Origin of the sequence: Streptomyces sp. NPDC021093, from assembly GCF_044333135.1 — a bacterium.
GTDB lineage: Bacteria > Actinomycetota > Actinomycetes > Streptomycetales > Streptomycetaceae > Streptomyces.
This window is the reverse complement of record NZ_JBIRQJ010000001.1, coordinates 1,122,122-1,141,063: the sequence shown is the minus strand read 5'-3', so window position 1 is coordinate 1,141,063 and position 18,942 is coordinate 1,122,122. Positions and strand designations below refer to the sequence as shown.

At 69.8% G+C, this 18,942-nt stretch carries 20 protein-coding genes and 2 pseudogenes; 7 read left to right on the top strand and 15 right to left on the bottom strand.

Translation table 11 applies throughout. The features are described 5' to 3' along the window. From ACH4SP_RS05070 to ACH4SP_RS05060, 3 genes and pseudogenes are all read right to left on the bottom strand, one after another. The gene (locus tag ACH4SP_RS05070; protein WP_398409339.1) at positions 1 to 360 is read right to left on the bottom strand and encodes a hypothetical protein; all 360 of its coding nucleotides are present in this window, start codon (positions 358 to 360) and stop codon (positions 1 to 3) included. Between the two features lie 132 nt (positions 361 to 492). Further along, positions 493 to 768 (bottom strand): annotated as a pseudogene (locus ACH4SP_RS05065) (transposase); the annotation flags it as partial. A gap of 403 nt (positions 769 to 1,171) precedes the next feature. Then, positions 1,172 to 1,915, bottom strand: a complete 744-nt coding sequence (locus ACH4SP_RS05060) for a S1 family peptidase (RefSeq protein ID WP_398409337.1) — start codon at positions 1,913 to 1,915, stop codon at positions 1,172 to 1,174. A gap of 207 nt (positions 1,916 to 2,122) precedes the next feature. Here ACH4SP_RS05060 and ACH4SP_RS05055 point away from each other — a divergent pair, with 207 nt between their 5' ends. Further along, positions 2,123 to 2,965: an alpha/beta fold hydrolase gene (locus tag ACH4SP_RS05055; RefSeq protein ID WP_398409335.1), complete on the top strand. Its 843-nt coding sequence runs from the start codon at positions 2,123 to 2,125 to the stop codon at positions 2,963 to 2,965. A gap of 651 nt (positions 2,966 to 3,616) precedes the next feature. On the opposite strand, the gene ACH4SP_RS05050 is transcribed toward ACH4SP_RS05055, so the two are convergent. From ACH4SP_RS05050 to ACH4SP_RS05030, 5 genes are all read right to left on the bottom strand, one after another. After that, positions 3,617 to 4,117: an NUDIX hydrolase gene (locus ACH4SP_RS05050; RefSeq protein WP_398409333.1), complete on the bottom strand. Its 501-nt coding sequence runs from the start codon at positions 4,115 to 4,117 to the stop codon at positions 3,617 to 3,619. Positions 4,118 to 4,752: 635 nt separating this feature from the next. Next, the gene (locus tag ACH4SP_RS05045; RefSeq protein ID WP_398409331.1) at positions 4,753 to 5,202 is read right to left on the bottom strand and encodes a hypothetical protein; all 450 of its coding nucleotides are present in this window, start codon (positions 5,200 to 5,202) and stop codon (positions 4,753 to 4,755) included. A 712-nt stretch (positions 5,203 to 5,914) separates the two neighbouring features. After that, positions 5,915 to 6,868, bottom strand: a complete 954-nt coding sequence (locus ACH4SP_RS05040) for a bacteriocin fulvocin C-related protein (protein ID WP_398409329.1) — start codon at positions 6,866 to 6,868, stop codon at positions 5,915 to 5,917. A gap of 491 nt (positions 6,869 to 7,359) precedes the next feature. Next, complete coding sequence (locus ACH4SP_RS05035) at positions 7,360 to 7,980, bottom strand: hypothetical protein (protein WP_398409327.1); 621 nt, start codon at positions 7,978 to 7,980, stop codon at positions 7,360 to 7,362. A 240-nt stretch (positions 7,981 to 8,220) separates the two neighbouring features. Further along, positions 8,221 to 9,225: a helix-turn-helix transcriptional regulator gene (locus ACH4SP_RS05030; protein ID WP_398409325.1), complete on the bottom strand. Its 1,005-nt coding sequence runs from the start codon at positions 9,223 to 9,225 to the stop codon at positions 8,221 to 8,223. 56 nt (positions 9,226 to 9,281) lie between these two features. On the opposite strand from ACH4SP_RS05030, the gene ACH4SP_RS05025 reads away from it, so the two are divergent. The 3 genes from ACH4SP_RS05025 (at position 9,282) to ACH4SP_RS05015 (ending at position 11,008) form a co-directional block, all read left to right on the top strand. Continuing rightward, positions 9,282 to 9,749, top strand: a complete 468-nt coding sequence (locus ACH4SP_RS05025) for a hypothetical protein (RefSeq protein WP_398409323.1) — start codon at positions 9,282 to 9,284, stop codon at positions 9,747 to 9,749. Beyond that, a complete protein-coding gene (locus tag ACH4SP_RS05020) occupies positions 9,746 to 10,294 on the top strand; it encodes an NIPSNAP family protein (protein WP_398409321.1) in 549 nt (182 codons plus the stop codon). The genes ACH4SP_RS05025 and ACH4SP_RS05020 overlap by 4 nt, the downstream gene beginning before the upstream one ends. 111 nt (positions 10,295 to 10,405) lie before the next feature. Further along, positions 10,406 to 11,008, top strand: coding sequence for a hypothetical protein (locus tag ACH4SP_RS05015; RefSeq protein WP_398409319.1), 603 nt, complete (start codon positions 10,406 to 10,408; stop codon positions 11,006 to 11,008). A gap of 503 nt (positions 11,009 to 11,511) precedes the next feature. Here the strand turns inward: ACH4SP_RS05015 and ACH4SP_RS05010 are convergent. From ACH4SP_RS05010 to ACH4SP_RS04990, 5 genes are all read right to left on the bottom strand, one after another. Further along, positions 11,512 to 11,778 (bottom strand): hypothetical protein, encoded by a 267-nt coding sequence (locus ACH4SP_RS05010; RefSeq protein WP_398409317.1) that lies wholly within the window; start codon positions 11,776 to 11,778, stop codon positions 11,512 to 11,514. Continuing rightward, entirely contained in the window at positions 11,775 to 12,062 is a 288-nt protein-coding gene (locus tag ACH4SP_RS05005) for a hypothetical protein (protein WP_398409315.1), read from the bottom strand. Before ACH4SP_RS05005 ends, ACH4SP_RS05010 begins: the two co-directional genes overlap by 4 nt. A 476-nt stretch (positions 12,063 to 12,538) precedes the next feature. Continuing rightward, positions 12,539 to 13,762: an FAD-dependent monooxygenase gene (locus ACH4SP_RS05000; protein ID WP_398409312.1), complete on the bottom strand. Its 1,224-nt coding sequence runs from the start codon at positions 13,760 to 13,762 to the stop codon at positions 12,539 to 12,541. After that, on the bottom strand, positions 13,759 to 15,156 hold the full coding sequence (locus ACH4SP_RS04995; protein WP_398409310.1) for an MFS transporter: 1,398 nt from the start codon (positions 15,154 to 15,156) through the stop codon (positions 13,759 to 13,761). Before ACH4SP_RS04995 ends, ACH4SP_RS05000 begins: the two co-directional genes overlap by 4 nt. 14 nt (positions 15,157 to 15,170) lie before the next feature. Beyond that, complete coding sequence (locus ACH4SP_RS04990) at positions 15,171 to 15,341, bottom strand: hypothetical protein (protein ID WP_398409307.1); 171 nt, start codon at positions 15,339 to 15,341, stop codon at positions 15,171 to 15,173. Between the two features lie 96 nt (positions 15,342 to 15,437). Here ACH4SP_RS04990 and ACH4SP_RS04985 point away from each other — a divergent pair, with 96 nt between their 5' ends. Beyond that, positions 15,438 to 16,103, top strand: a complete 666-nt coding sequence (locus tag ACH4SP_RS04985) for a TetR/AcrR family transcriptional regulator (protein WP_398409305.1) — start codon at positions 15,438 to 15,440, stop codon at positions 16,101 to 16,103. A gap of 59 nt (positions 16,104 to 16,162) precedes the next feature. Here ACH4SP_RS04985 and ACH4SP_RS04980 read toward each other — a convergent pair whose 3' ends face one another. After that, positions 16,163 to 16,438 (bottom strand): DciA family protein, encoded by a 276-nt coding sequence (locus ACH4SP_RS04980; RefSeq protein ID WP_398409302.1) that lies wholly within the window; start codon positions 16,436 to 16,438, stop codon positions 16,163 to 16,165. Between the two features lie 125 nt (positions 16,439 to 16,563). Here ACH4SP_RS04980 and ACH4SP_RS04975 point away from each other — a divergent pair. Then, positions 16,564 to 16,842 (top strand): annotated as a pseudogene (locus ACH4SP_RS04975) (isochorismatase family protein); the annotation flags it as partial. A gap of 150 nt (positions 16,843 to 16,992) precedes the next feature. Here the strand turns inward: ACH4SP_RS04975 and ACH4SP_RS04970 are convergent. After that, positions 16,993 to 17,856 carry a LysR family transcriptional regulator gene (locus ACH4SP_RS04970; RefSeq protein ID WP_398409300.1) on the bottom strand — a complete coding sequence of 288 codons (864 nt, stop codon included), beginning with the start codon at positions 17,854 to 17,856 and terminating at the stop codon, positions 16,993 to 16,995. Positions 17,857 to 18,021: 165 nt separating this feature from the next. Between ACH4SP_RS04970 and ACH4SP_RS04965 the strand changes: the two genes are divergently transcribed. After that, entirely contained in the window at positions 18,022 to 18,624 is a 603-nt protein-coding gene (locus tag ACH4SP_RS04965) for a short chain dehydrogenase (RefSeq protein WP_398409297.1), read from the top strand. The last annotated feature ends 318 nt before the right edge of the window (positions 18,625 to 18,942 follow it).

The following is an 18,942-nucleotide window of genomic DNA, read 5'->3' as shown; positions in this document are numbered from 1 at the left end:
TCAGGACTTCGTCACGTTGCAGTTGTCGCAGCCCCAGTGCAGCCCATGGCTGACCTTTCCGAAGGAGGGGCTGATCGCGCGGTACGCGGAGTGCGAGGTGTAGTACGTGCGTGTCATCCAACGCCCGTCGCTCATCTCGAAGTTGAGACTGAAGCGGCCCGAACAGTTCCCGCTTGCCCGCACGGTCTGGGCCCAGTAGTCGGTGCCGTCGAACCCGCTGGAGATGTAGTTGGAGCCGCAACTGCGCTGCACGGTGCGGTTGTTGCCCAGCGCCGCGGCAGAGCTGGCAGGCAGTAGGACCGACACGAGCCCCACGATCGCGGCGACCACGCCCATGTACATGGAAGTTCTACGCTGCAAGATATACCCCCTGTAATCGAGAAGTGACACACCGTAGGCTAGCGACGCGGAAATGGACACACAAGGGGCCGTACCTGACGGGCGATCCGGCCCGGGACGGGTACCTGCCCGCATACGAACCGGTGACCGGGCGGAGACATCGACCGCCAGGACCAGCACCCGTCGGCGGCCTTCGACTGCGGCAGCACCGCCTTGCGCAGCCTGTCCGCGTCGATGCGGCCAGCCCTGGGCGAGCGCGTCGTGCAACGCGCCGTGCCCACACCGGTGTTCAGCCAACAGCGTCAGGGCGACCGGCGAGGTCACCGGCCCGTACTCGCAGAGCATCGCGTCCGTGACTTCGAACAACGTGTCACCGCGCCGGGTCAGGCACCCGTAGGAGTCCTCCCGAAAGTGGACGTGAAGCCGAATGCCACGGGCCGGGCATCGTGGTGCAGCGGACTCACCCCCTGCGGCCTTCGTACGAGTGCGGTTCTGTGACGGAACGCATGCTCATACGGGGGCTGTCCGCCTGTCCGGCGAATGCCCGGGTGAGTGAGCCTGTGCGGCGCACTGTTCGACGCGCTGTTCGACGCCGGAGGATAAAGGGCAAGCTGGCTGAGTGTTTGGTGCTGTTTCACGGCAATCCATGGTGCTTTAGCACCCTCGGCTCGTGGTGATGAGAGGCGCCGTCGGGCGGGCCGGTGAGGATGCGGCGCCAGGGGTCTGATTCCGTCCGGCACCTCCCATCACGCAGTGCCGGGAATGCCAGTACACGATGTATCGCCGTGATACTGCCCCACACACTCAGTAGGAGTCTGTGTCCGAACCCCGGTCAGACGCCCGCGATCGACCGGATCCAGGAGCGGTACGCGGTTACGTTCGTGTAGGCCGTGGTGGTCTGCCGGTCGCTGGTGGAGGCGACACCGACCTGGACGCCGCCCGCCGTCATCGGGCCACCGGAGTCACCGCCCGCGGTGATGCCGTTGCCGCGCCGGGCGCAGATCGCCGAGCCGCCGTACGCGTCGGAGCAGCCGCCCGTCACCGTCACATTGGCCACCTTGAGATAGCGCGACTGGCAGTTGATCTCGGAGCCGCACTGCGAGGTGGCGCCCCAGCCGAAGACCTGGACGCTCTGCCCGACCTGCACCGAGCCGGGCTGGCCGAGCGGGGAATAGGTGCCCTGCACCGACCGGTCGAGGCGGACCAGCGCCAGGTCGGAGCTGTGGGTGTACGTCTGGACGCCGTTGGCCAGAGTGCCGCCGCTGTGCTGGTCGAGGCTGCCGATCCGGAAGGAGAGACCGCCGCCCGATACGCAGTGCTTGGCGGTGAGGATCCAGGTCGGGGCGATGATCGTCGCCGAACAGGTCTCTCTGCCGTTGGAGAGGAGGCGGGCGGCCCAGGGGGCGTTGGTGGCGTAACCCCCGCCGATGATGGGCTGGTTGTCCTGTGCGGACTGGGTGGTGGTGGGCGAAGGGGCGGGCGTGGCGGCGGCGGCTGCTGCTGCGGTCGGGAAGAGCAGGGCCACTACGGTCGCGGCGGTGGCGAGGAAGGCGGGGGCCGGTCTGGATATGCGCATGGGTCCTCGTTTCGTGGGGGCACGCCGAGAGGCGTGAGCCGGGTGGTACGGGGTGTCGGCCCCAGGGTCCCGAAGAGCGGAGGATCCGGGTACTAGTGAATGGTCATAACGCGGGCTTGTGACCTGGCCGTTCGGCATGGGGAAGATCGGCATGGGGATGGGGAAGATCGGCATACGGAAGGGGAAGGTCGGCATAGGGTCGGCGGCATGAATGCCATGGACCTGCGCGGTGCCACGATCCACTACGACGACCTCGGCCCCTCGACCGGACTGCCGGTCCTGCTCATCCACGGCCACCCCTTCAACCGCACCCTGTGGGAGCCCCAGGCCGCCGCACTGACCGGGGCCGGGTACCGGGTGATCACCCCCGACCTGCGCGGATACGGGGCCAGCAGCGTCACCCCTGGCAAGGTCCACCTCTCCGACTTCGCCGACGACCTCGTCGCTCTCCTCGACCACCTGGGCATCGAGGGGGCGGTGGTCGGCGGAGTCTCCATGGGCGGCCAGATCGCCATGGAACTCCAGCGCAGCCACCCCGGCCGGGTGCGTGCCCTGGTCCTGTCCGACTCCTCGTTCCCCGCCGAGACCGACGAGGGCAAGGCGTTCCGCAACGGCCTGGCCGACCGGGTCCTGGCCGATGGCATGGACGGCTACGCGGGCGAAGTGATCGACAAGATGCTCGCCGACTACAACGTCACCGCCCTGCCGGAGGTGGCCGCGAAGGTGCTGGGCATGATGCGGGCCACCGACCCCGAAGGTGCCGCCGCCGCACTGCGCGGGCGGGCCGAACGCCCCGACTACGGTGACACCTTGGCCGCCGTATGCAAGCCGGTACTGATCGTCGTCGGCCGGGACGACGTCTACACCCCCGTCGCCGCAGCCGAGGCGATCCACCGCCTCGTGCCCCACGCGACCCTGACCGTCATCGAGAAGGCGGGCCACCTGCCCGGCGCCGAACAGCCCGAACGCTTCAACACCGCCCTCCTGGACTTCCTCACCGCCCGAGTGGCGGGTGGCGCCGCGCCGGATTCTTCCGTGCCGCCACGATGACAAGCACCCCGGCGACGACCCCGACGAAGAACGGGGACGGTACGAGCAGGACCCCTCCCACCGTGCACCACTCCCACCGTGCGCCACGCGGCGAACACCCAGCCGACCGCAGCGGGCACCGGCACCCCGCGGCCCGCCGCTTGCCTGATCATGACGCCCAGCAGGATCTGGGGCACGGAGAAGCTGCCCACACCTCCCCAGAGCCCGGCGCCGAGCACGAACATGATCGTGCTCGCCCAGCGGGGCAGCCGTCGCGCGGAGGGCTCAGAGGTGTCCGGCAGCCAGGTGGCGTACTCGTCGAGGTCCACCTTCTCGACCGCCTCGGTAAAGGTCAGGCCTTGTCCGTACGCGGCGTCCGCCTGCTCCACCACGTGTGTGAGATAGCCCCGGACCGCGCGGATTCCGTCGGGGTCGGTGACCGGGCCGTGGCCGGGGACGACGGTGGCCGCACCGGTGGCGAGCGTCCGGTCGCAGGCGCTGATCCAACCCCGCTGCGGTCCTCACCCGTACCCTCTCCGGCACCTCGGCATCGACATCACCGTCGCCGTCACTGTCGCCGTCAAGTGGCAGCGAACCACCGCCGGAGACCGGGGTGCCTACGCAGCCGAGACCAGCCGAAGGTACGGAAGGCTCCTGAGATGCGCCTTACGGTCAGCTCTCGCCGACCGCCCCGTTGCGGACATGGCCAAAGTCGATGGGCGTCGCCGGGGCACCGTCTCTCCGCACGTCGGCGAGCAGCGCGGGCAACTGCGGCGGCCACAACGGCTCGGAGTCACCGGACAGGTCCTCGGGCGACCACCACCTCCATCGGAGGATCTTGTCTGCGGCGTGCGAAGCAGCCAGATCGCCGACCGGATCTCGGCGGGGACCATGCGCGAGGAAGATCTGCTCGTGCTGACGAACCGGCACCCCGGCCCTGGTGAAGTCGTGTTCCCACAGGCACAGCACGGTGCCGTCGACCTCGATGTCGGTCCACCCGGTCTCCTCGCGCAGCTCGCGCACAGCCGCCTGCAGCGGTGGCTCTCCCGGATCCAGCCCACCGCCGGGCATCGCCCAGTGGACGCCGACTTCCTCGTTGTCGTACCGGAACATGAAGATCGACCCTGCTGGGTCCAGGACCGCGACTCTGGCTGCTTGTCTGGGTATCCGCATCGCACCAGCCTGCCAGCGCCGAACAACGCTGTCGATCATGTAAGCGGCCGGGCATTCGGGCAGTTCCCCTACCCGACTCCACCGTGAGGGACGGCGCACCTGGCGTCCGGTCCAGTTGCAGCGAGCCTGCGGCAAGTCGCCGGAACCCTGCGGGTGTTGCTGTCCTGGGTCGGGGCTGCGGCTCCGATCGACGAACGGGACATCGCACCCTCACCCGACGCGCGGAGTGCGCCTGCGGCGCACGCACGGCCGCCTTCCTCGTCGCGTGCAGCCTGCTCATTCCACGCCCTGCCCCCGTAGTCGGTCCGCACGAAGCCGCTGTCCGACGTTTGGCCGGCGAGGCCCCGATGCCTTCCGGACGCAGGACCGCCACGTTGCCCTGCGACGCCTGTTCGGGGCTCTGCTCCAGGAACGGCTCATCCTCCGTGATCCGACGCGCGGTATCAGCCTGCCCGGCCCCGAGGAAGTTCGTGCGGACCACGCGGCCGGGACCCTCTCCCAGTGGCCGGCCATCTGCCGCGCAGCGCGGGAGACCGGGGAATTCAAGGGCTGCTCAATGCAACCGCCCTCGCTGCCGCGGGCGGGCTGCGCGTCCGGTTCCGTACACGCAGCCTGCTCATGGTGACGGACGTTCGTCAGCAGGTGACCGGAACGTCCAGAGTCACCGGGCTGGAGGGATAGCCGAAGGCGGAAGGGGTGAACTCGGCGTGGACGGTCGAGCCGCAGGTGACGGTGGCGCCGACGCCATGGACCTGGGTGGTCGTGGCTTGAAAACGGACCGGCTGCACCAGGTGGCCGAGGGAGGTGCCGCCGATGACGTTGCCCGTGAGGGTCGTGGTCAGGTCCTTGACCGGGAGCGTGGAGCCCGGGCTGGGCGGGCCCGCCAGGCTCAACTGGCCGTACAACTGCACACTGTTGCCGGTGACTTCGGCGCACACCTTCGTCGACAAGCCCACCCGGAGAGCGGACGGACCGCATGTCACGGTGGTGGCAGTAGTGGTGGGGGCGTGTGCGGCGGTGGCCGGGGCCGCGCCGAATAAGGCCAGGCCCACGGCCGCGGTGGCGAGCAGAGCAATACGGGACATGAGGGTAGTTCTCCCTGTTCAGAAGCGTCGTTCATAGGCATCGCTGACGCACTCAGGATGCAGTTGCAATGTGACATTGCACTGAACATCAGTATGTGTGGATGCAACGTGAAGGTCAACTCCCATATCTCCATGGTGACTTCGCACGATCACCTTCACCGCGTCCCGCCAAGTTACGGGTACGGCCACACCGAGCATGCCGCTCCCGGGACGGGCATCCCGGACAGCGCCCCCGGCCGGGCACTCACCCGCAGACCACCATGCCGGCGGTCCTCTTCACCTTGGTCCACGACTTCGAACGGACCCCCGGTTCGTACGGTGCCGCCGGGCAGGGCATCGAAGATGCACCAGGCGCACCGGAGCCGTCGCAACGGGCCGAGCCGCTTTCGCCGGGGAGGCGCCCATCCGCGGCTGAAGCCGCTCGAACTCGGGGCCGCCTTCCTCGTCGAGGGCGACGATCTCCCCGTCGAGCACGGCCGGCACCCCGGCGAGAACGTCGGCCGGGGCGTGGAGCCCGGGGTACACCGCCGCCACCGGAACATCAGCACCCCGAAGAGGTTCCCGGTGGCCGCAGCTGCCCGCTGCCCCGGACATGCGTCTGCTGTGGAACGGCGACGATCAGACGTCACTGGTCACTGAGGTCAGTGGGTCACGGGTGACGGGTCACTCATCACTCGTCACCCCTCACCCGTCACCCGTCACCCGTCACCCGTCACTTGGTACAGGTTCCGTTGCACTGGTACATGCCCAGGAAGCCGCAGCCCGAGGTCGTGGCGCAGAAGCAGCACTGACAGCGGGGGCCTTCCCACACGGTGCACCACTGGGAGGTCGTACTGCAGTTGCAGGTGGCCTGCGGGCCCGCCGCCGCTTTGCCTCGGGCTGCCGAAGCGGTGTCGGCGGGCCCGAGGGTCACCAGCAGCGCGGCGCTGTCGGCCATGCCGAACGCCTCCTTCGCCGCCAATTCCACGGCGGAGACGCGGCGTTGCAGCTGCGATCCCGGCTTCGGCTCGCCACCCGCGAAGGTGGCCTCGGAGTTCGCCAGAGCCAGTGCCTCCTGCACCACTCGGTCCTGCTGCGCGGTCAGCGTCCGGTGCGCGGCCCGGAACTGCGTCAGGTGCTCGGTCCACACCCGGCTGCGCTCGGCGGGGGCGAGCTCCACCAGTACCGCCTGACGGACAGCCGAAGGCAGCGGCGCGATCGAGGCGTAGGTGCGCGGCAACGCGTTGCGGTGTGCGGCCACCCAGGACCGGGCGTCCGTCTGCGCGGAGCGCGCGAAGGCCGGAGTCTGCCCCGCGATCGTCATCCCGACCGCCGTGCTCACGCCGCCCGCCAGCAGCAGGAAGCGCTTGCGGCTTACGCCTGAGCGCTCCTGTTCCGCAGTGTCCGCTGCGGTGGTCAGTGGCTGTCCGGTACGGGCCGAACGACGCAGCTCACCCAGGGCCACGAGTACGCGACCGGTCGCCCGCGGTCCGAGTTGCCGCACCAGCGGAGGGGTCATACGAGGCCCTGTCCAGGCGCGCGCCACACCGTCGGCCACTCGCAACAAGGTAGGCGCCCACACGGGATCGACCCCCATGGCCTCCTCGCGCCACCGCTGTACGTCCGCGTCGGTCAGCGGCAGCACTTCGAGCTTGCCTCCGCTGGCCCGGGCAACAGTGGATGACACCGTCGTACAGGTTCCGCAGGATGAGTCGAACGCCAGGATCCAACGTGTCGTGTCTTCCATTCCCTGTCCTCTTCCTGTCCTTCGTTGGCTGCGTCTAGGGCAGTTGCCGCCACGAGGGGACCAGGATGCCGCGCGGATGCCGACCATGCCGGTGGACACGCGGTCTCAGCAGCAGGGGCACTCGGCGGGAATGGTCATGCTGAGTCGGGCAGCAGCCACAAATCGGGCAATGGCTACTGTGTCGTACCTCCTCACCGTCAGGAAAGGGGGAATTCCAGTCATTCTTCCCTTGCTTTCCTCGGCTTGGCCGCCGCCCTGACCTGCTCTTGGAGTGGTGCTCGGATACGCGAGAGCCTTGCTGCGGTCCGCTGGCCCGCGCCCCGGAACGGGCCGTGCGGGACGGTGCTGGGCCGCTCGCCGTACGTGCGGCTGCTCAAGGACGGGGGTGAGGCGCCGGGTCCTTAGCGGCAGGGGTGAAGATCCTGCAGAGGTCAGTAGAGCTTGTTCACGGCCGTGACAGTGGTCGCCTTGAAGGCATCGACCGGCGGGTTGCCCCAGTTGCTCTCCCAGCTGACGACCGTCACGGTGTTGCCGTCGCGACCGACCGAGACGAGCTGGTTCTGGTAGCTCCAACCGCCCTGGAACCCAATGCCGTAGACGTGGGCGCCCTCTTCGACATTGAGCTGACCGTGGTCCCAGAAGGTGACGGGCCGGTTCGGCTGGTCCTGCTCCATGCGGGCCTCGCAGCCCGCGACGGCGGCTTCGACCTGCGCGCCGAAGGCGATGGCCTCGGCCTCGGTCAGCAGCACAACGGACACCTGCGAGCCCGCGGCCGTCTCCGGAGTGCTGTAGGTGGCGTTCCAGATGTTGTCCTGGGGCAGGGGGACCGTTTCCGCACAGAGCGGTGAGTACGGTCCGTCAGAGGGCCCGGACGACCCGTACCACGCGGAGAAGGGGTCCGGCGGCATGTCCGACGGCTCCAGGAAGCCCGGCATCTGGGCGGCGGCGCTCGGAACGCTCACCGCCCCAGCGGGTGTCGCTCCCAGTACCGCCGTGGCGACGGCGACGGCCCCCATCACGGCCGCTCCGGCCGGACGACGTCCACGTCTCATCGTGCTTCCCCCTGTACGTCGAATGTACGTCGAAGCGGCGCCCGCCGATCGGGCGCCACCGAATACCGGGAGCATCTGACGGCGCACCCGACAAGCTCTCCCCTCCGTACACGAAATGGCTTGATGTCCACGCAAGTTGAGCCGAATGTCACTGCTTCGCGTGCTTCATGAGAGTCGCGAAGTATCCCCCCACCTTCACGGGAACCCCGCACTTCCCCTGATGCAACGGCCCGCCGCCGCTCAGCTCCTTCCGGCGCCGGTCTTGCGCATGTCCAGGGCGACGGTGTCCCGGTCGGGAGCAGCCTCTGCCCGGGGCCACCCTTCGTATCGGGTGGCAAGGGTCCGTACCGTCTCGGCGATGCGGTTGCGGAGTTCGACCGGTGCCATGACCTCGACGTCGGTGCCCAGCCGCAGGAACTCGCCGTGGGCGTGATCGATCGACTCGATGGGCACCCGGGCCTCCATCCATCCCTCACCGGTGGATGTGACGCCGAGGCGGCGGGCGCCCTCCGGGGTGAGCCGTACCAGTGCCTCCCCGGCGTGCAGGCGCGCGCGGAAGTCGGCCAGATAGCTGTTCCAGTGCCTGGTCAGGTCGAACTCGTCCGGGACGGCGAACTCGTCTTCCAGCGGCTGGAGTTCGAGGATCTGGTCGACCCGGTAGGTGCGGATCCCGGATGGCCCGTCGGCGACCAGGTACCAGCGGCCGGCCTTGAGCACGAGCCCGTACGGCTCCACCCGCCGGCCGATCTCCTCCGGCGCCCGCCAGCGCCGGTACCGCAGTACCACCGCCCGCCGTGCCCACACCGCGGCGGCCGCCGCGGGCAGGTGAGGCGTACGGTCGGCGCCGCCGTACCAGCCGGGGGCGTCGAGCAGGAAGCGCTCCTGGATCCGCTCGGCGTGCTCGCGCAGCTCCGCCGGAAGGGCGGCCCGCAGCTTGAGCTGGGCGGTGGCGAGCGCCTCGCCGAGGCCGAGCTCGGCGGCGGCGCCGGGGAGTGCGGCAAGGAACGCGGCCTGCGCCTCGTCCGCGGTCAATCCGGTGAGCCGGGTCCGGTAGCCGTCGACCAGCCGGTAGCCGCCCCCGTGCCCGGCGTCACCGTACAGCGGGATCCCGGCGGCGCCGAGCGCCTCGACGTCCCGGTAGACGGTCCGGACGGAGACCTCCAACTCCTCGGCCAGCTGACGGGCCGTCATCCGGCCCCGGTTCTGGAGCAGCAGAAGCAGGGAGACCAGCCGACTCGCACGCATGGCGCTCAGTATCCACTGACAGGGGATGTCAGCAGATCGGCCCTAACCTGCGGCGCATGGACGACTTCGACTTCCTGCACGGCTCCTGGGACGTGGCCAACCGCCGTCTCACCGCACCACTCGACTCGGGTCCCGGCACCTGGGTGGAGTTTCCCGGTCACGCGGTGGTCCGGCCGCTTTTCGGGGGTGCCGGCAACATTGACGAGATCACCTTTCCCACCCTCGGCCGCCAGGGCGTGACCCTGCGGCTGTTCGACCGGGAGACGGAGCGCTGGTCGATCCACTGGTCCGACAGCCGGACGGGCCGACTGGATCCGCCGGTGGTCGGAGCCTTCACCGGTGACCGCGGCGATTTCCACGGAGAGGACACCTACAACGGCCGGCCGATCCGAGTGCACTTCGCCTGGTACCGCCTCGGCCCGGACACTGCCCGCTGGGAGCAGGAGTTCTCCGCCGACGACGGCCGCACCTGGGAGCTCAACTGGACCATGGACCTCACCCCCGCCGGGCGGGCCGGCGCATGAGCGTCGTCGAACTCCGGCAGTACACCCTGCATCCCGGAGCCCGGGAGACGCTGATCGAGCTGTTCGAGCGCGAGTTGGTGGTCGGGCAGCAGGCGGCCGGCATCACCGTGGGAGGCCGTTTCCGCGACCTGGACGACCCGGACCGCTTCGTCTGGCTGCGCGCGTTCCCCGACATGGCGCACCGCCGGCACGCGCTGGAGGCGTTCTACACCGGCCCGGTCTGGCGGCAGCACTGCGACGCGGCCAACGCCACCATGGTCGACAGCGACAACGTCCTGCTGCTGCGCGGCCCGGGCTTCACGCCTCCGCCCGGCGCAGGTGAGGTGTCCGCGTCCGTCTGCCGCCCCACGGACCCTGCCGCCTTCGATGCGTACGCCGCCCGGCACCTGGGTCAGGGCCATGCGCTGCACCGCACCGAGCACGCCGAGAACGATTTTCCCCGGCTGCCTGTCCGCACCGGGGAGGACTTCCGGGTCTGGTTCGGCCCGGCCGAGCCACCGCCCTGGCCGACCCGGCGGCTGCGGCTGGAACCCGTGACGTCTTAGCCTCGCGCTCACCGTCCGACAGGTGATCAGCTAAGCGAGAAGATGTGACCCTTGGCGGTTGCGGGTCACGTACGCCTTGCCATCGGGTGGGCTGAGCTCCAGCATCACAGAATGGCGATGACGGAAGCGATACTTGCGATGGCCAGTGGGCTGGGAGGCGCCGGAATCGGAGCCGGAGGGGCCTTATGGGTCCAACGGGCGAAGAGACGCGATGACGCCGCATCGGCTGCCGCGGCCCGAGCCGACACCGCTCTGGCCGTCGAGGTCGTTGCCACGACCCGCGCTGCGGCACGCGCCTGGTGGACCAACGTCCAGCGCGTCCTCGTAAGTCTGGAAGCAGAGCGCGCCGTGGATGCGCAGCAGTACGAGGAACAGGTCCGCGCAGAGCTGAGAGAGTTCACGACAGCGCTCTACCGGATCCCTGGGATCGCCCACCCCCACGACGGTGTTCCCGTCCTGCTCCAGCGTCCATGGGCGGACCTCATGACGCACGTTTCCCTCCGCCTCGTCGAGGCAGCTCATGGCCAGACCACCGGCATCGTGGAAACCGCCCGCCTGGGGGAACTGCGCGAGGAGGGGCAGGCGGTCCACAGCGCGATTGCTGCCTACCTGGTGAAGTGCACGGAAAGGCTCGGGCAGAACTCCGTGCCGGCCGTGCCGTACGGTCTGCCGTACGGGTATCCCGTGCCTGCGAACGACGGACGAAGCTCGTAGAAGGGGCTCTTCACCGACGTCGCCAGCAACAGCTGAACCAGCCCGCCGACAAGGCCACCCTGTCCAGCCAGTCGCCTACCGCCCGCCGCCCGCCGCCCGACGAGAGGCGGCTACCGCGTCGGCGGCCGGGCGCAGCCGGGGTAGATCGTACGGGCGCTCCGCTCCCCCGGCCGCCGTGCTCTGCCCTTCACGCCCCGACCGGGGAGCACATGTGGGATGTGCACCTCGACCCAACGACGTCCTCATGGAAACCTTCGCCGAGATCTTCGGCGAGCGCCCCGGCAACTGGCCGACCGGCGTCCTGCTGTCCGTCCCGTACTTCAGCATCGTCCCTGCAGTGCCTGGAGGACGAAGACTCGCTGGATCTGCCGCCTGTCACCCCGCACGAGCCCCACTCTTCGGCCCAACTCATCGAGCCATCACGGGCGTTGGATCCACCACAGTCCCGCACCATCGGACGCCCCGCTGCGAACTGCGCCACCGCGGCCACGTCGGCGCGAGGGTCAGGGGCCGGCGATCAGCCAGAGGATCAGAACGGCGTCGAGTTCCTCGCTGTGCCGGTAGACCACGGAGATCCCACGCCCGCCGGTCGCCTCGGGCAGCAGTTCGACGACGTACGACGCGGAGTCCGGCCCGGCATCGGGCAGCCGGCGCCCCTGAGCGGGGTCAACTTCCAGGGAGGCTCGAACCGTCTCGACAGCAGCCCGCTCACCGCGGGTCAGTTCGGTCCTGATCTTCTCGGCAGCGTCGGCGTAGAAGGCGTGCGTCACCGGGTGCCCATCTTGCGGTGCAGCTCGGCCAGTACATCGTCGGCAGGACGGGCCAACGCGGCCGCCGCCTGCGGGTCACAACGGAGCAGCACCCGGTGCCGGTACGCCTGGGTCAGCTCGCGGAACTGCGCAAGGTTGTCCAGGTCGGCCGCGTCCAGCTCCCCCTCGAAGGCCGCGAGGTCACCGGGGAATCCCCAGCTCGCGAGCGCGCTCCGGAGATCGGCCAGGGTCTTCATGGGCGGGATGCCGACAGGACAGTGATCGTGGTGGGGCTGTGCCGTCACGGAGTCCTCCATGGATCGATACCTCCGACGCTACCGGGAAAGCGGCCCGAGCCGCACCCGCTCGCAGCGAACCGCCGCTGCTGGCAACGGTGTTGACAACAGCGGCCCGCTGGACAGGGAGAAGCACCCGCGCGGCCTGACCACAGGTGGCGGGCCTTCTGAGCGCTCGTCAATCCTGCCCACGGACACGGCTGGTCCGGCACCTGACCCTATGCAATCGTCGGAGACCCCTGAACATGAGTACTCAGCGGCCGCAGTCGGCCGGGCCTCAGCACTGACCAACGACTGCCACAGCGATTCTCCCTGCGCAGAGGACCAGCGCCCGAACCCGCAGGCCCTGTCCCCCGGTGGCCCCGCGGACGCGCAGTCGACGGCTCGCCGGTCCATCAGCGCGCGCCCTTCTGCCTGTGGAACGATCGCACGGAAGGCCGAGGCCGCCGCCGAATGCTACGAAGTGCTGCATCTGTCCGCACACGTCATGGCGACACGGGCGTGGATTCGGGCAGGGTGAGGGCCGAATGGGCCGGTCTGCCCTCCGCGGCGGGCAGGGAAGTGAGCTTGCGCAGCATGTCGTTGCGCTGTTCCAGGGCTTGGGCGGTGCTCGGGAAGAGTGCGGCGTCGCCCTTGCCGACCTGGTCCTGATTCAGGGTCACGAACGCACGGGTGTGGTGTTCGTACGCGGCGAAGCCCGCGGCGTGGTCCTGTTCGGCCAGGGAGTGGGCGAGCATGTACGCGCCGACGAGCGCGAGGCTGGACCCCTGTCCGGTGAGGAACGAGGGTGCGTACGCGGCGTCGCCCACCAGCGCGCCCCTTCCGCTCGACCAGCGGGGCATGCGGATCTGGCTGACCACGTCGAAGAACAGGTCGTCCGCTTCGCGCATGGCGGCGAGCATGCCGGGGACCTCCCATCCCGCGTCGGCGAAGACCGAGGAGACCAGGTCCCGTTGGGCTTCCGGGTTCCGGAACGCGTGGAACGGCGGATCCGGGCGGGCGAAGTTCAAGAAGGCGTGCACTTCGTCGTTGTTCCCCACGGCGTAGAGGGCCGCGGCCCTGCCCGGGGTGTTCCACAGCACGACCTCGTGGGAGAGGCCGAAGGTGTTGCGCATGGTGAACCCGGCGAAGCAGTGGCCGAGGTAGTGGTGGAACCGCTCCTCGGGGCCGAACAGGAACTCCCGGGTGCGTGAGTGCAGCCCGTCCGCGCCGACGACCAGGTCGAACGTACGCCTGCTGCCCCCGCGGAAGGTGACGTCGACCCCGTGGCCGGACTGGTCGAGGGTTTCGACGCAGTCGCCGAACAAGAACTCCACGTCGTCACGGACCGCCGTGTAGAGAGCGTCGGTCAGATCCCCGCGCCGCACCTCCAGGTCCCGTCCCGCGACTCCGCCGGTGACGGCATGCGGGTTGAGCGAGGCGACCTCGCTGCCGTCCCCGTCGAGGAAGGTCAGCCGGTGCAGGTCGATGTGCGCGTCCCGCAGCCGCGGCAGGATTCCCATCCGCCGGACGACCTCAAGTGCGGTGCCGCGTACGTCGATGGGGTATCCGCCGCGACGGAGCGTGCCTGCCTTCTCGACCACCGTGACCTCGAATCCGTAGCGGTTCAGCCAGAACGCGAGGGCGGGCCCCGCGATGCTGGCCCCGGATATCAGGACCGTGCGCCCGCGGGTGGCGGGGGCGTCCGTCAGCAGATCGGTGCGGGTCATTCCTTGACTCCTTTGCTCAGGGTGCGCACGACAAGAAGGGACAGCGCCGTGACGGCGCCGGCGATGGCGAATCCGGTGATGAAGGCCGATTCGGCCGGGACGTCCGACCCGGCAGGGGTCCATGCGGTGAGCAGGGCGCCGCTGAGCTGCACGCCCACGGCGAAGCCGATCACGCGGGTCACCAGGACCAGGCTGGTGGCGATGCCGGTGTCGCTTCGATCGACGGACGTGGCGGTGCTGGTCACCATCGCGGTGACGCAGAGGCCGTTGGCGAGCGCGATCAGCAACTTGCCGACGACGAGGTGCCAGACCTCGGAGTGCACGGCCGCCAGGGCGAACAGAGCGGCGGCCATGAGGACGACTCCGGTGGTGACCACGGCGCGCGAGCCGAACCGCCGCGCCCCGATCCCGCTGATCGGCCCGGCCAGCGACGCGGCCACGGCGCCCGGCAGCAGGAAGAAGCCGATCTGGGTGGCACTGGCCCCGAATCCGTACCCCTCGGCGGAGAGTGCGAACAGCTGCGGGAGGAGGTGGATCGTCACAGCGGTACCGACGCAGATCATGAAGGTCAGCACGCACGACTTCCACACCGCGGGCCGGGCCAGCATGCGCAGATCGACCATCGGAGAGGCCGCACGGCGCTCCACGGCGATCCATCCGGACACGAAGGCGGCCAGCAGTACGAGGAGGGCGCCGAGTACGAGTGGCCGCGCGCCGAGGGCGGGCGCCAGCTTCAGTACGAGCATCAGCGTGATCAGCGTCCCGCTCAGGAGAACCAGGCCGGGCCAGTCGACCCCGGCGCCGTCCGACCGGCCCGGCGGATCCTGTGGCATCAGCCTGTTCACCAGCAGGGTGGCCCCGATGACCGCGATCGTCGGCAGCGCGAACATCCAGTGCCGGGACAGCCCTTCGGCCACGGGCCCGGCCGCCAGCGTGCCCGCCATCCCGCCCCCGACGAACAACCCGCTGACCACCCCGATGGCCACCTTCGACTCTCCTGCGGGGAGGTGGTTGCGCACCAGGATGAACGACAGGGGCAGCGCGCCCACCATCGCCCCCTGCAGTACCTGACCGAGCAGCAGGACCGGCAGGTTCGGCGCCAGGGCGGAAACCAGGCCACCGGCCGAGACCACCGCCATCAGCCGGACCAGGACCCGTTTCCCGCCGTACCGGTCGCCGAACCTGCCTGCCACCGGTGTGACGAGCGCGCCGGTGATGAGGAGCACGATGCTGAGTAACGCCCCTTCGGCGGGACTCATGTTCAGCTCGCGCTGCAGGAGCGGGAGCGTCGGCGTCACCACCGACTCCAGGGCGCCGGTGGCGACCGCCAGCATGCCGAGGGCCCCGACAGCGGCCTTTCCGATGCGGATGGGGGGAGCCAGAGTTGCGGTCATGGACGTCCTTTCCGTCAGTGCCGGGCGGGCAAGGGGTCGGTCGTACGCATGGCGCTGCCGCCTTGCCGGGCCCGGCGCGGACTCGGCGGCCGGTCGTGCGGGGCGAGGTGTGCACGGTGCTGGGGTACGGGTCCGAGGTCGTCCGCCGGGGTGAACCCGGGGAAGCGGTACCCGAGTTGGTGCATGCACGGCTCCGCCGGGCGGAGCGGGTGTACGAGTGCTCCGCGCACCGAGCCAGTATTACACTACACCGTGCAGTGTAGGAAGGTTACGATGTGCCCATGCCGACCACGAAGACACTGCGCGAGGGATCCACGCGGAAGCGGGCCGCCATCCTCTCTGCGGCCCGGGAACTCTTCCTCTCCGACGGCTTCGACCGGACCAGCGTCGACGCGATCGCTGCCCGGGCCGAAGTGTCCAAGCGGACGGTCTACGACTACTTCGGCGACAAGCAGACGCTGCTGCGCGCGGTCGTCGACGGCGTCGGCGAGTCACTGATCACCACGATCCGGCGCACTCTCGACGACACCCTCGCCGAACCCACTGGGTCCGCCGGACCCACCGGACCCACCGGACCCGTCGAGGCCGGTGACCTGGAGGACGCCCTGGTCGCATTCTCGATGCGCATCGCGACCGACATGCTCGACTCGGCGGAGTACGCGACGCTGCAACGACTGGTCAGGGCGCAGTCCGGCTACCCGCGTCCAGGCGAGAACCCCCTCGCCGACACCCCCGAGGAGGCGCTCGCCGAACGGTTGGCGGCCTTCGCCGCGGCCGGGCTGCTCGATGTCCCCGACGCACGGCTCGCGGCCGACCAGTTCCTCGCGCTGGCCTTCGGCGTCGCACTCAACAGGCTCGGTTCCGCGAACGCCGCGGAGGACGCCCGCGTCCGGCCACTCGTCGTCGAGGGAGTACGGACCTTCCTCCGGGCGTACCGAACCCGGTAGAGCCGGGTCCACGGGCATACCGAACCGAGCAGCGCCCGGCGGCCTCCGGGTCCTGCCCCTCACGAACTCCGGTGGAGGCGCTCTACGGACCTGCCCGGTGTCAGGACGCGAATCGTGCGCACGGCGTCAGCGCCCAGACGTGCGTTCAGGGAGCGCACCAGAGTGTCGAGCAGGGAACTGAGCTGCGTTGCCCGTGCTCCGGAACCGGCACGGACCACGAGGGTCCGGGCGGCGGCCTTCTCTTTCGGCTCGGGCTTGCGGCCTTGTCTTTCGGCCTGGGCTTGTTGTTCGGCCTGGGCTCGGGCCGAAGACGGCCCGGCGAGTCCTCCTGGCATGAGCCGACCTACAGCTCGTACGGCCGTGCCACTGTCAGTGGCCGGGCCTACTGTGTGGGCGACACAGGATCCGTGACGACAGACAGGAGTTCCCCTTGACGACCCTGCCCGATCGGCCGAATACCGCGCTGCTCGCCGAGCGCGGGGTGGGCCAGCTCGCCGTGACGGGCGCCCAGAGCGACGGGTGCGTCCGCTCGACTCTTCACGGGGCCTTCGTCCGCGGGTACGACGTGACGCTGGTCAGCGACGCACATACGACGCAGGACCTCAGCGAGTACGGCGCGCCAGCCCCGAACCAGGTGATCGCGCACACCAACCTCTACTGGCAGTGGCACGGCGCACCCGGACGCCGTGCAAGGACCACCGATACAACAGAGGTGACGTTCACGGCGGACGCTGACTGACCCGTACCTGATCAGAGCCTGGTGTGCACGCCGGTTCCTGGGCGAGCTTCCTCAGTTGTCACTCGGCGTACACCCTCCGGTCGAACTCCACGACGATCAGGGCCGCGGCGATGCCGAGGAGGCCGCCTCAAGGGCCTGCCAGGCAAGTCCCTACGTACTGACCACCTTCCGCACCGCGGCGAGGAACTCTTCCGTGTGCGGGTGCGTGGGGTGGGCCGGGTGGGCGAGGTAGACCGTGGCGGCCGGCGCGTCGTCGACCGGGACGAACCGTACCCCCGGGTGGTTGTGGCTCTCCGCCGTGCCCGCGGCGCCGACTCCGAACGCGTCGCCCGTGGCAATGAGGTTCAGCCACTCGTCGACGTTGCGCACCTCGATCGTTCGGTCCGGGCGTTGTGCCGGGGGCCAGAGGTTCACCGAGGCGGTGCCGGTGTCCGGCCAAAGGGCCAGTGGGAGCGCCCGGCTGGAGGTGAGCTCTGCCAGGCGCACCCGGACGCGGGCCGCGAGCGGGTGGTCGTCGGGCAGAGCGGCGACCCGGTCCTCGGTGTAGAGGGCCTCGGTGCGGATGCGCGGGTCGGCGGGGACGGTGCGCAGCACCGCCACGTCGGTGTCGCCGGTGGCCAGGCCCGCGGTGCTGTTGTCCTGCCGGATGACTTCGAGCGGCGCGTGCGGCTGTCCCCGTCGCCATGAGCGCAGCAGCGGTACGGTCTGCTGCCCGAGGACTGCGCACGTGTAGCCGAGCCGCAGCGGTCGATCGACGGCCCGGGTATCGGCGAGTGCCGCGTCGAGGTGGGAGAGGATGGCGCGCCCGTGCCCGAGGAGGGTCGCCCCGGCCTGGGTGAGGTCCAGGTGCCGGGAGGAGCGGTTGACCAGTCGGACCCCCACCCGCGCCTCCAGCTGGGCGAGCGTCCGGGACAGTGCGGGCTGTGTCATGTGCAGCCGGGCGGCGGCCGCCGTGACGGTGCCTGCCTCGGCGATGGCAGCCAGGGCCTTGAGGTGACGCAATTCCACATCCATGTGCGGGAAGCATAGTTGCTGCCCAGGTGGCATTTCCGGATGCGCAGCGGGATCCGTAGCGTCGGATGTGCCGGGTGGTTCGCCCGGTTTCTCTCTCCTGGGGTACTTCCAGGGATCGCCCGGTGCTGGCCGGGCGTTCGCATATCAGGCATGGAACGGTGGGCTATGAGGATTCTTCTGGTCGGCGCGGGCGGCACGCTGGGTTCCGCAGTGCGCAAGGCGTTTACGGAGCGCGGCCATGAGGTGGTCGGTGTGGGGCGTACGGGCGGGGACCTGATCTGTGACGTCACCGATACGGCGGCCGTGGCTCGGATGTACGCGCAGGTCGGCCCGTTGGACGCGGTGACCGTCGCGGCGGGTGACGCCGTGTTCAGGCCACTGGCCGACATGGCCGCGGACGACTTCGTAGCGACGTTCCGCGGCAAGGCCCTCGGGCAGCTGGAGCTGGTCCGCCAAGGTGTCCGGCACGTGGCCGCGACCGGCTCGTTCACACTCGTCAGCGGGATCCTGACGGAGGAGCCGATCGTGGCCGGGTCCGCCGCGTCCGCGGCCAACGGCGCGGTCGAGGCGTTCGTGCGGGCGGCCGCGATCGAGCTCCCGCCGCAGCGGATCAACGCGGTGAGCCCGACGGTGCTGGAGGAGTCCTTGCCGGCCTACGGGCCGTTCTTCACGGGCATGCAGTCCGTCCCGGCGGCACGCGCCGCCACCGCGTATGTCCGCTCGGTCGAAGGGGCGCAGACGGGGCAGGTGTACCAAGTCCACTGCTGAGGCGTTCAGTTCGGGGTGACCGGCTGCTCTCGATCGAGGTGGCTCGGGAGCGGTTGAGGGAATGAGAGCAGGCGGTCGGAGACCGTTGCTCGGGGCCGGCAGTGCATGCCGGGGGCGCCGGGCCGAGAGGCCGGGCTGGGAGGCCGGGCCGGGGATGGAGGGCGGGCGTTTCGGGCTGGCCGGCCGGGGGTGGCCGGTGTGGGCGTGCACCGGCCAGCCCCAGACCCGAGCCGTGGATGCCGACCGCGCTTCCCACAGGCTCTCTTACGGTGGCACGGCGCCTGCTCACGGACGAACAGATGATGCCGCGCAGTTGCC

Bases quoted from the DNA above. Each gene is read 5' to 3' on its own strand.
- ACH4SP_RS05060 (WP_398409337.1), bottom strand. From the start codon at position 1,915: ATGCGCATATCCAGACCGGCCCCCGCCTTCCTCGCCACCGCCGCGACC.
- ACH4SP_RS05055 (WP_398409335.1), top strand. From the start codon at position 2,123: ATGAATGCCATGGACCTGCGCGGTGCCACGATCCACTACGACGACCTC.
- ACH4SP_RS05050 (WP_398409333.1), bottom strand. From the start codon at position 4,117: ATGCGGATACCCAGACAAGCAGCCAGAGTCGCGGTCCTGGACCCAGCA.
- ACH4SP_RS05045 (WP_398409331.1), bottom strand. From the start codon at position 5,202: ATGTCCCGTATTGCTCTGCTCGCCACCGCGGCCGTGGGCCTGGCCTTA.
- ACH4SP_RS05035 (WP_398409327.1), bottom strand. From the start codon at position 7,980: ATGAGACGTGGACGTCGTCCGGCCGGAGCGGCCGTGATGGGGGCCGTC.
- ACH4SP_RS05030 (WP_398409325.1), bottom strand. From the start codon at position 9,225: ATGCGTGCGAGTCGGCTGGTCTCCCTGCTTCTGCTGCTCCAGAACCGG.
- ACH4SP_RS05025 (WP_398409323.1), top strand. From the start codon at position 9,282: ATGGACGACTTCGACTTCCTGCACGGCTCCTGGGACGTGGCCAACCGC.
- ACH4SP_RS05020 (WP_398409321.1), top strand. From the start codon at position 9,746: ATGAGCGTCGTCGAACTCCGGCAGTACACCCTGCATCCCGGAGCCCGG.
- ACH4SP_RS05015 (WP_398409319.1), top strand. From the start codon at position 10,406: ATGGCGATGACGGAAGCGATACTTGCGATGGCCAGTGGGCTGGGAGGC.
- ACH4SP_RS05000 (WP_398409312.1), bottom strand. From the start codon at position 13,762: ATGACCCGCACCGATCTGCTGACGGACGCCCCCGCCACCCGCGGGCGC.
- ACH4SP_RS04995 (WP_398409310.1), bottom strand. From the start codon at position 15,156: ATGACCGCAACTCTGGCTCCCCCCATCCGCATCGGAAAGGCCGCTGTC.
- ACH4SP_RS04990 (WP_398409307.1), bottom strand. From the start codon at position 15,341: ATGCACCAACTCGGGTACCGCTTCCCCGGGTTCACCCCGGCGGACGAC.
- ACH4SP_RS04985 (WP_398409305.1), top strand. From the start codon at position 15,438: ATGCCGACCACGAAGACACTGCGCGAGGGATCCACGCGGAAGCGGGCC.
- ACH4SP_RS04980 (WP_398409302.1), bottom strand. From the start codon at position 16,438: ATGCCAGGAGGACTCGCCGGGCCGTCTTCGGCCCGAGCCCAGGCCGAA.
- ACH4SP_RS04970 (WP_398409300.1), bottom strand. From the start codon at position 17,856: ATGGATGTGGAATTGCGTCACCTCAAGGCCCTGGCTGCCATCGCCGAG.
- ACH4SP_RS04965 (WP_398409297.1), top strand. From the start codon at position 18,022: ATGAGGATTCTTCTGGTCGGCGCGGGCGGCACGCTGGGTTCCGCAGTG.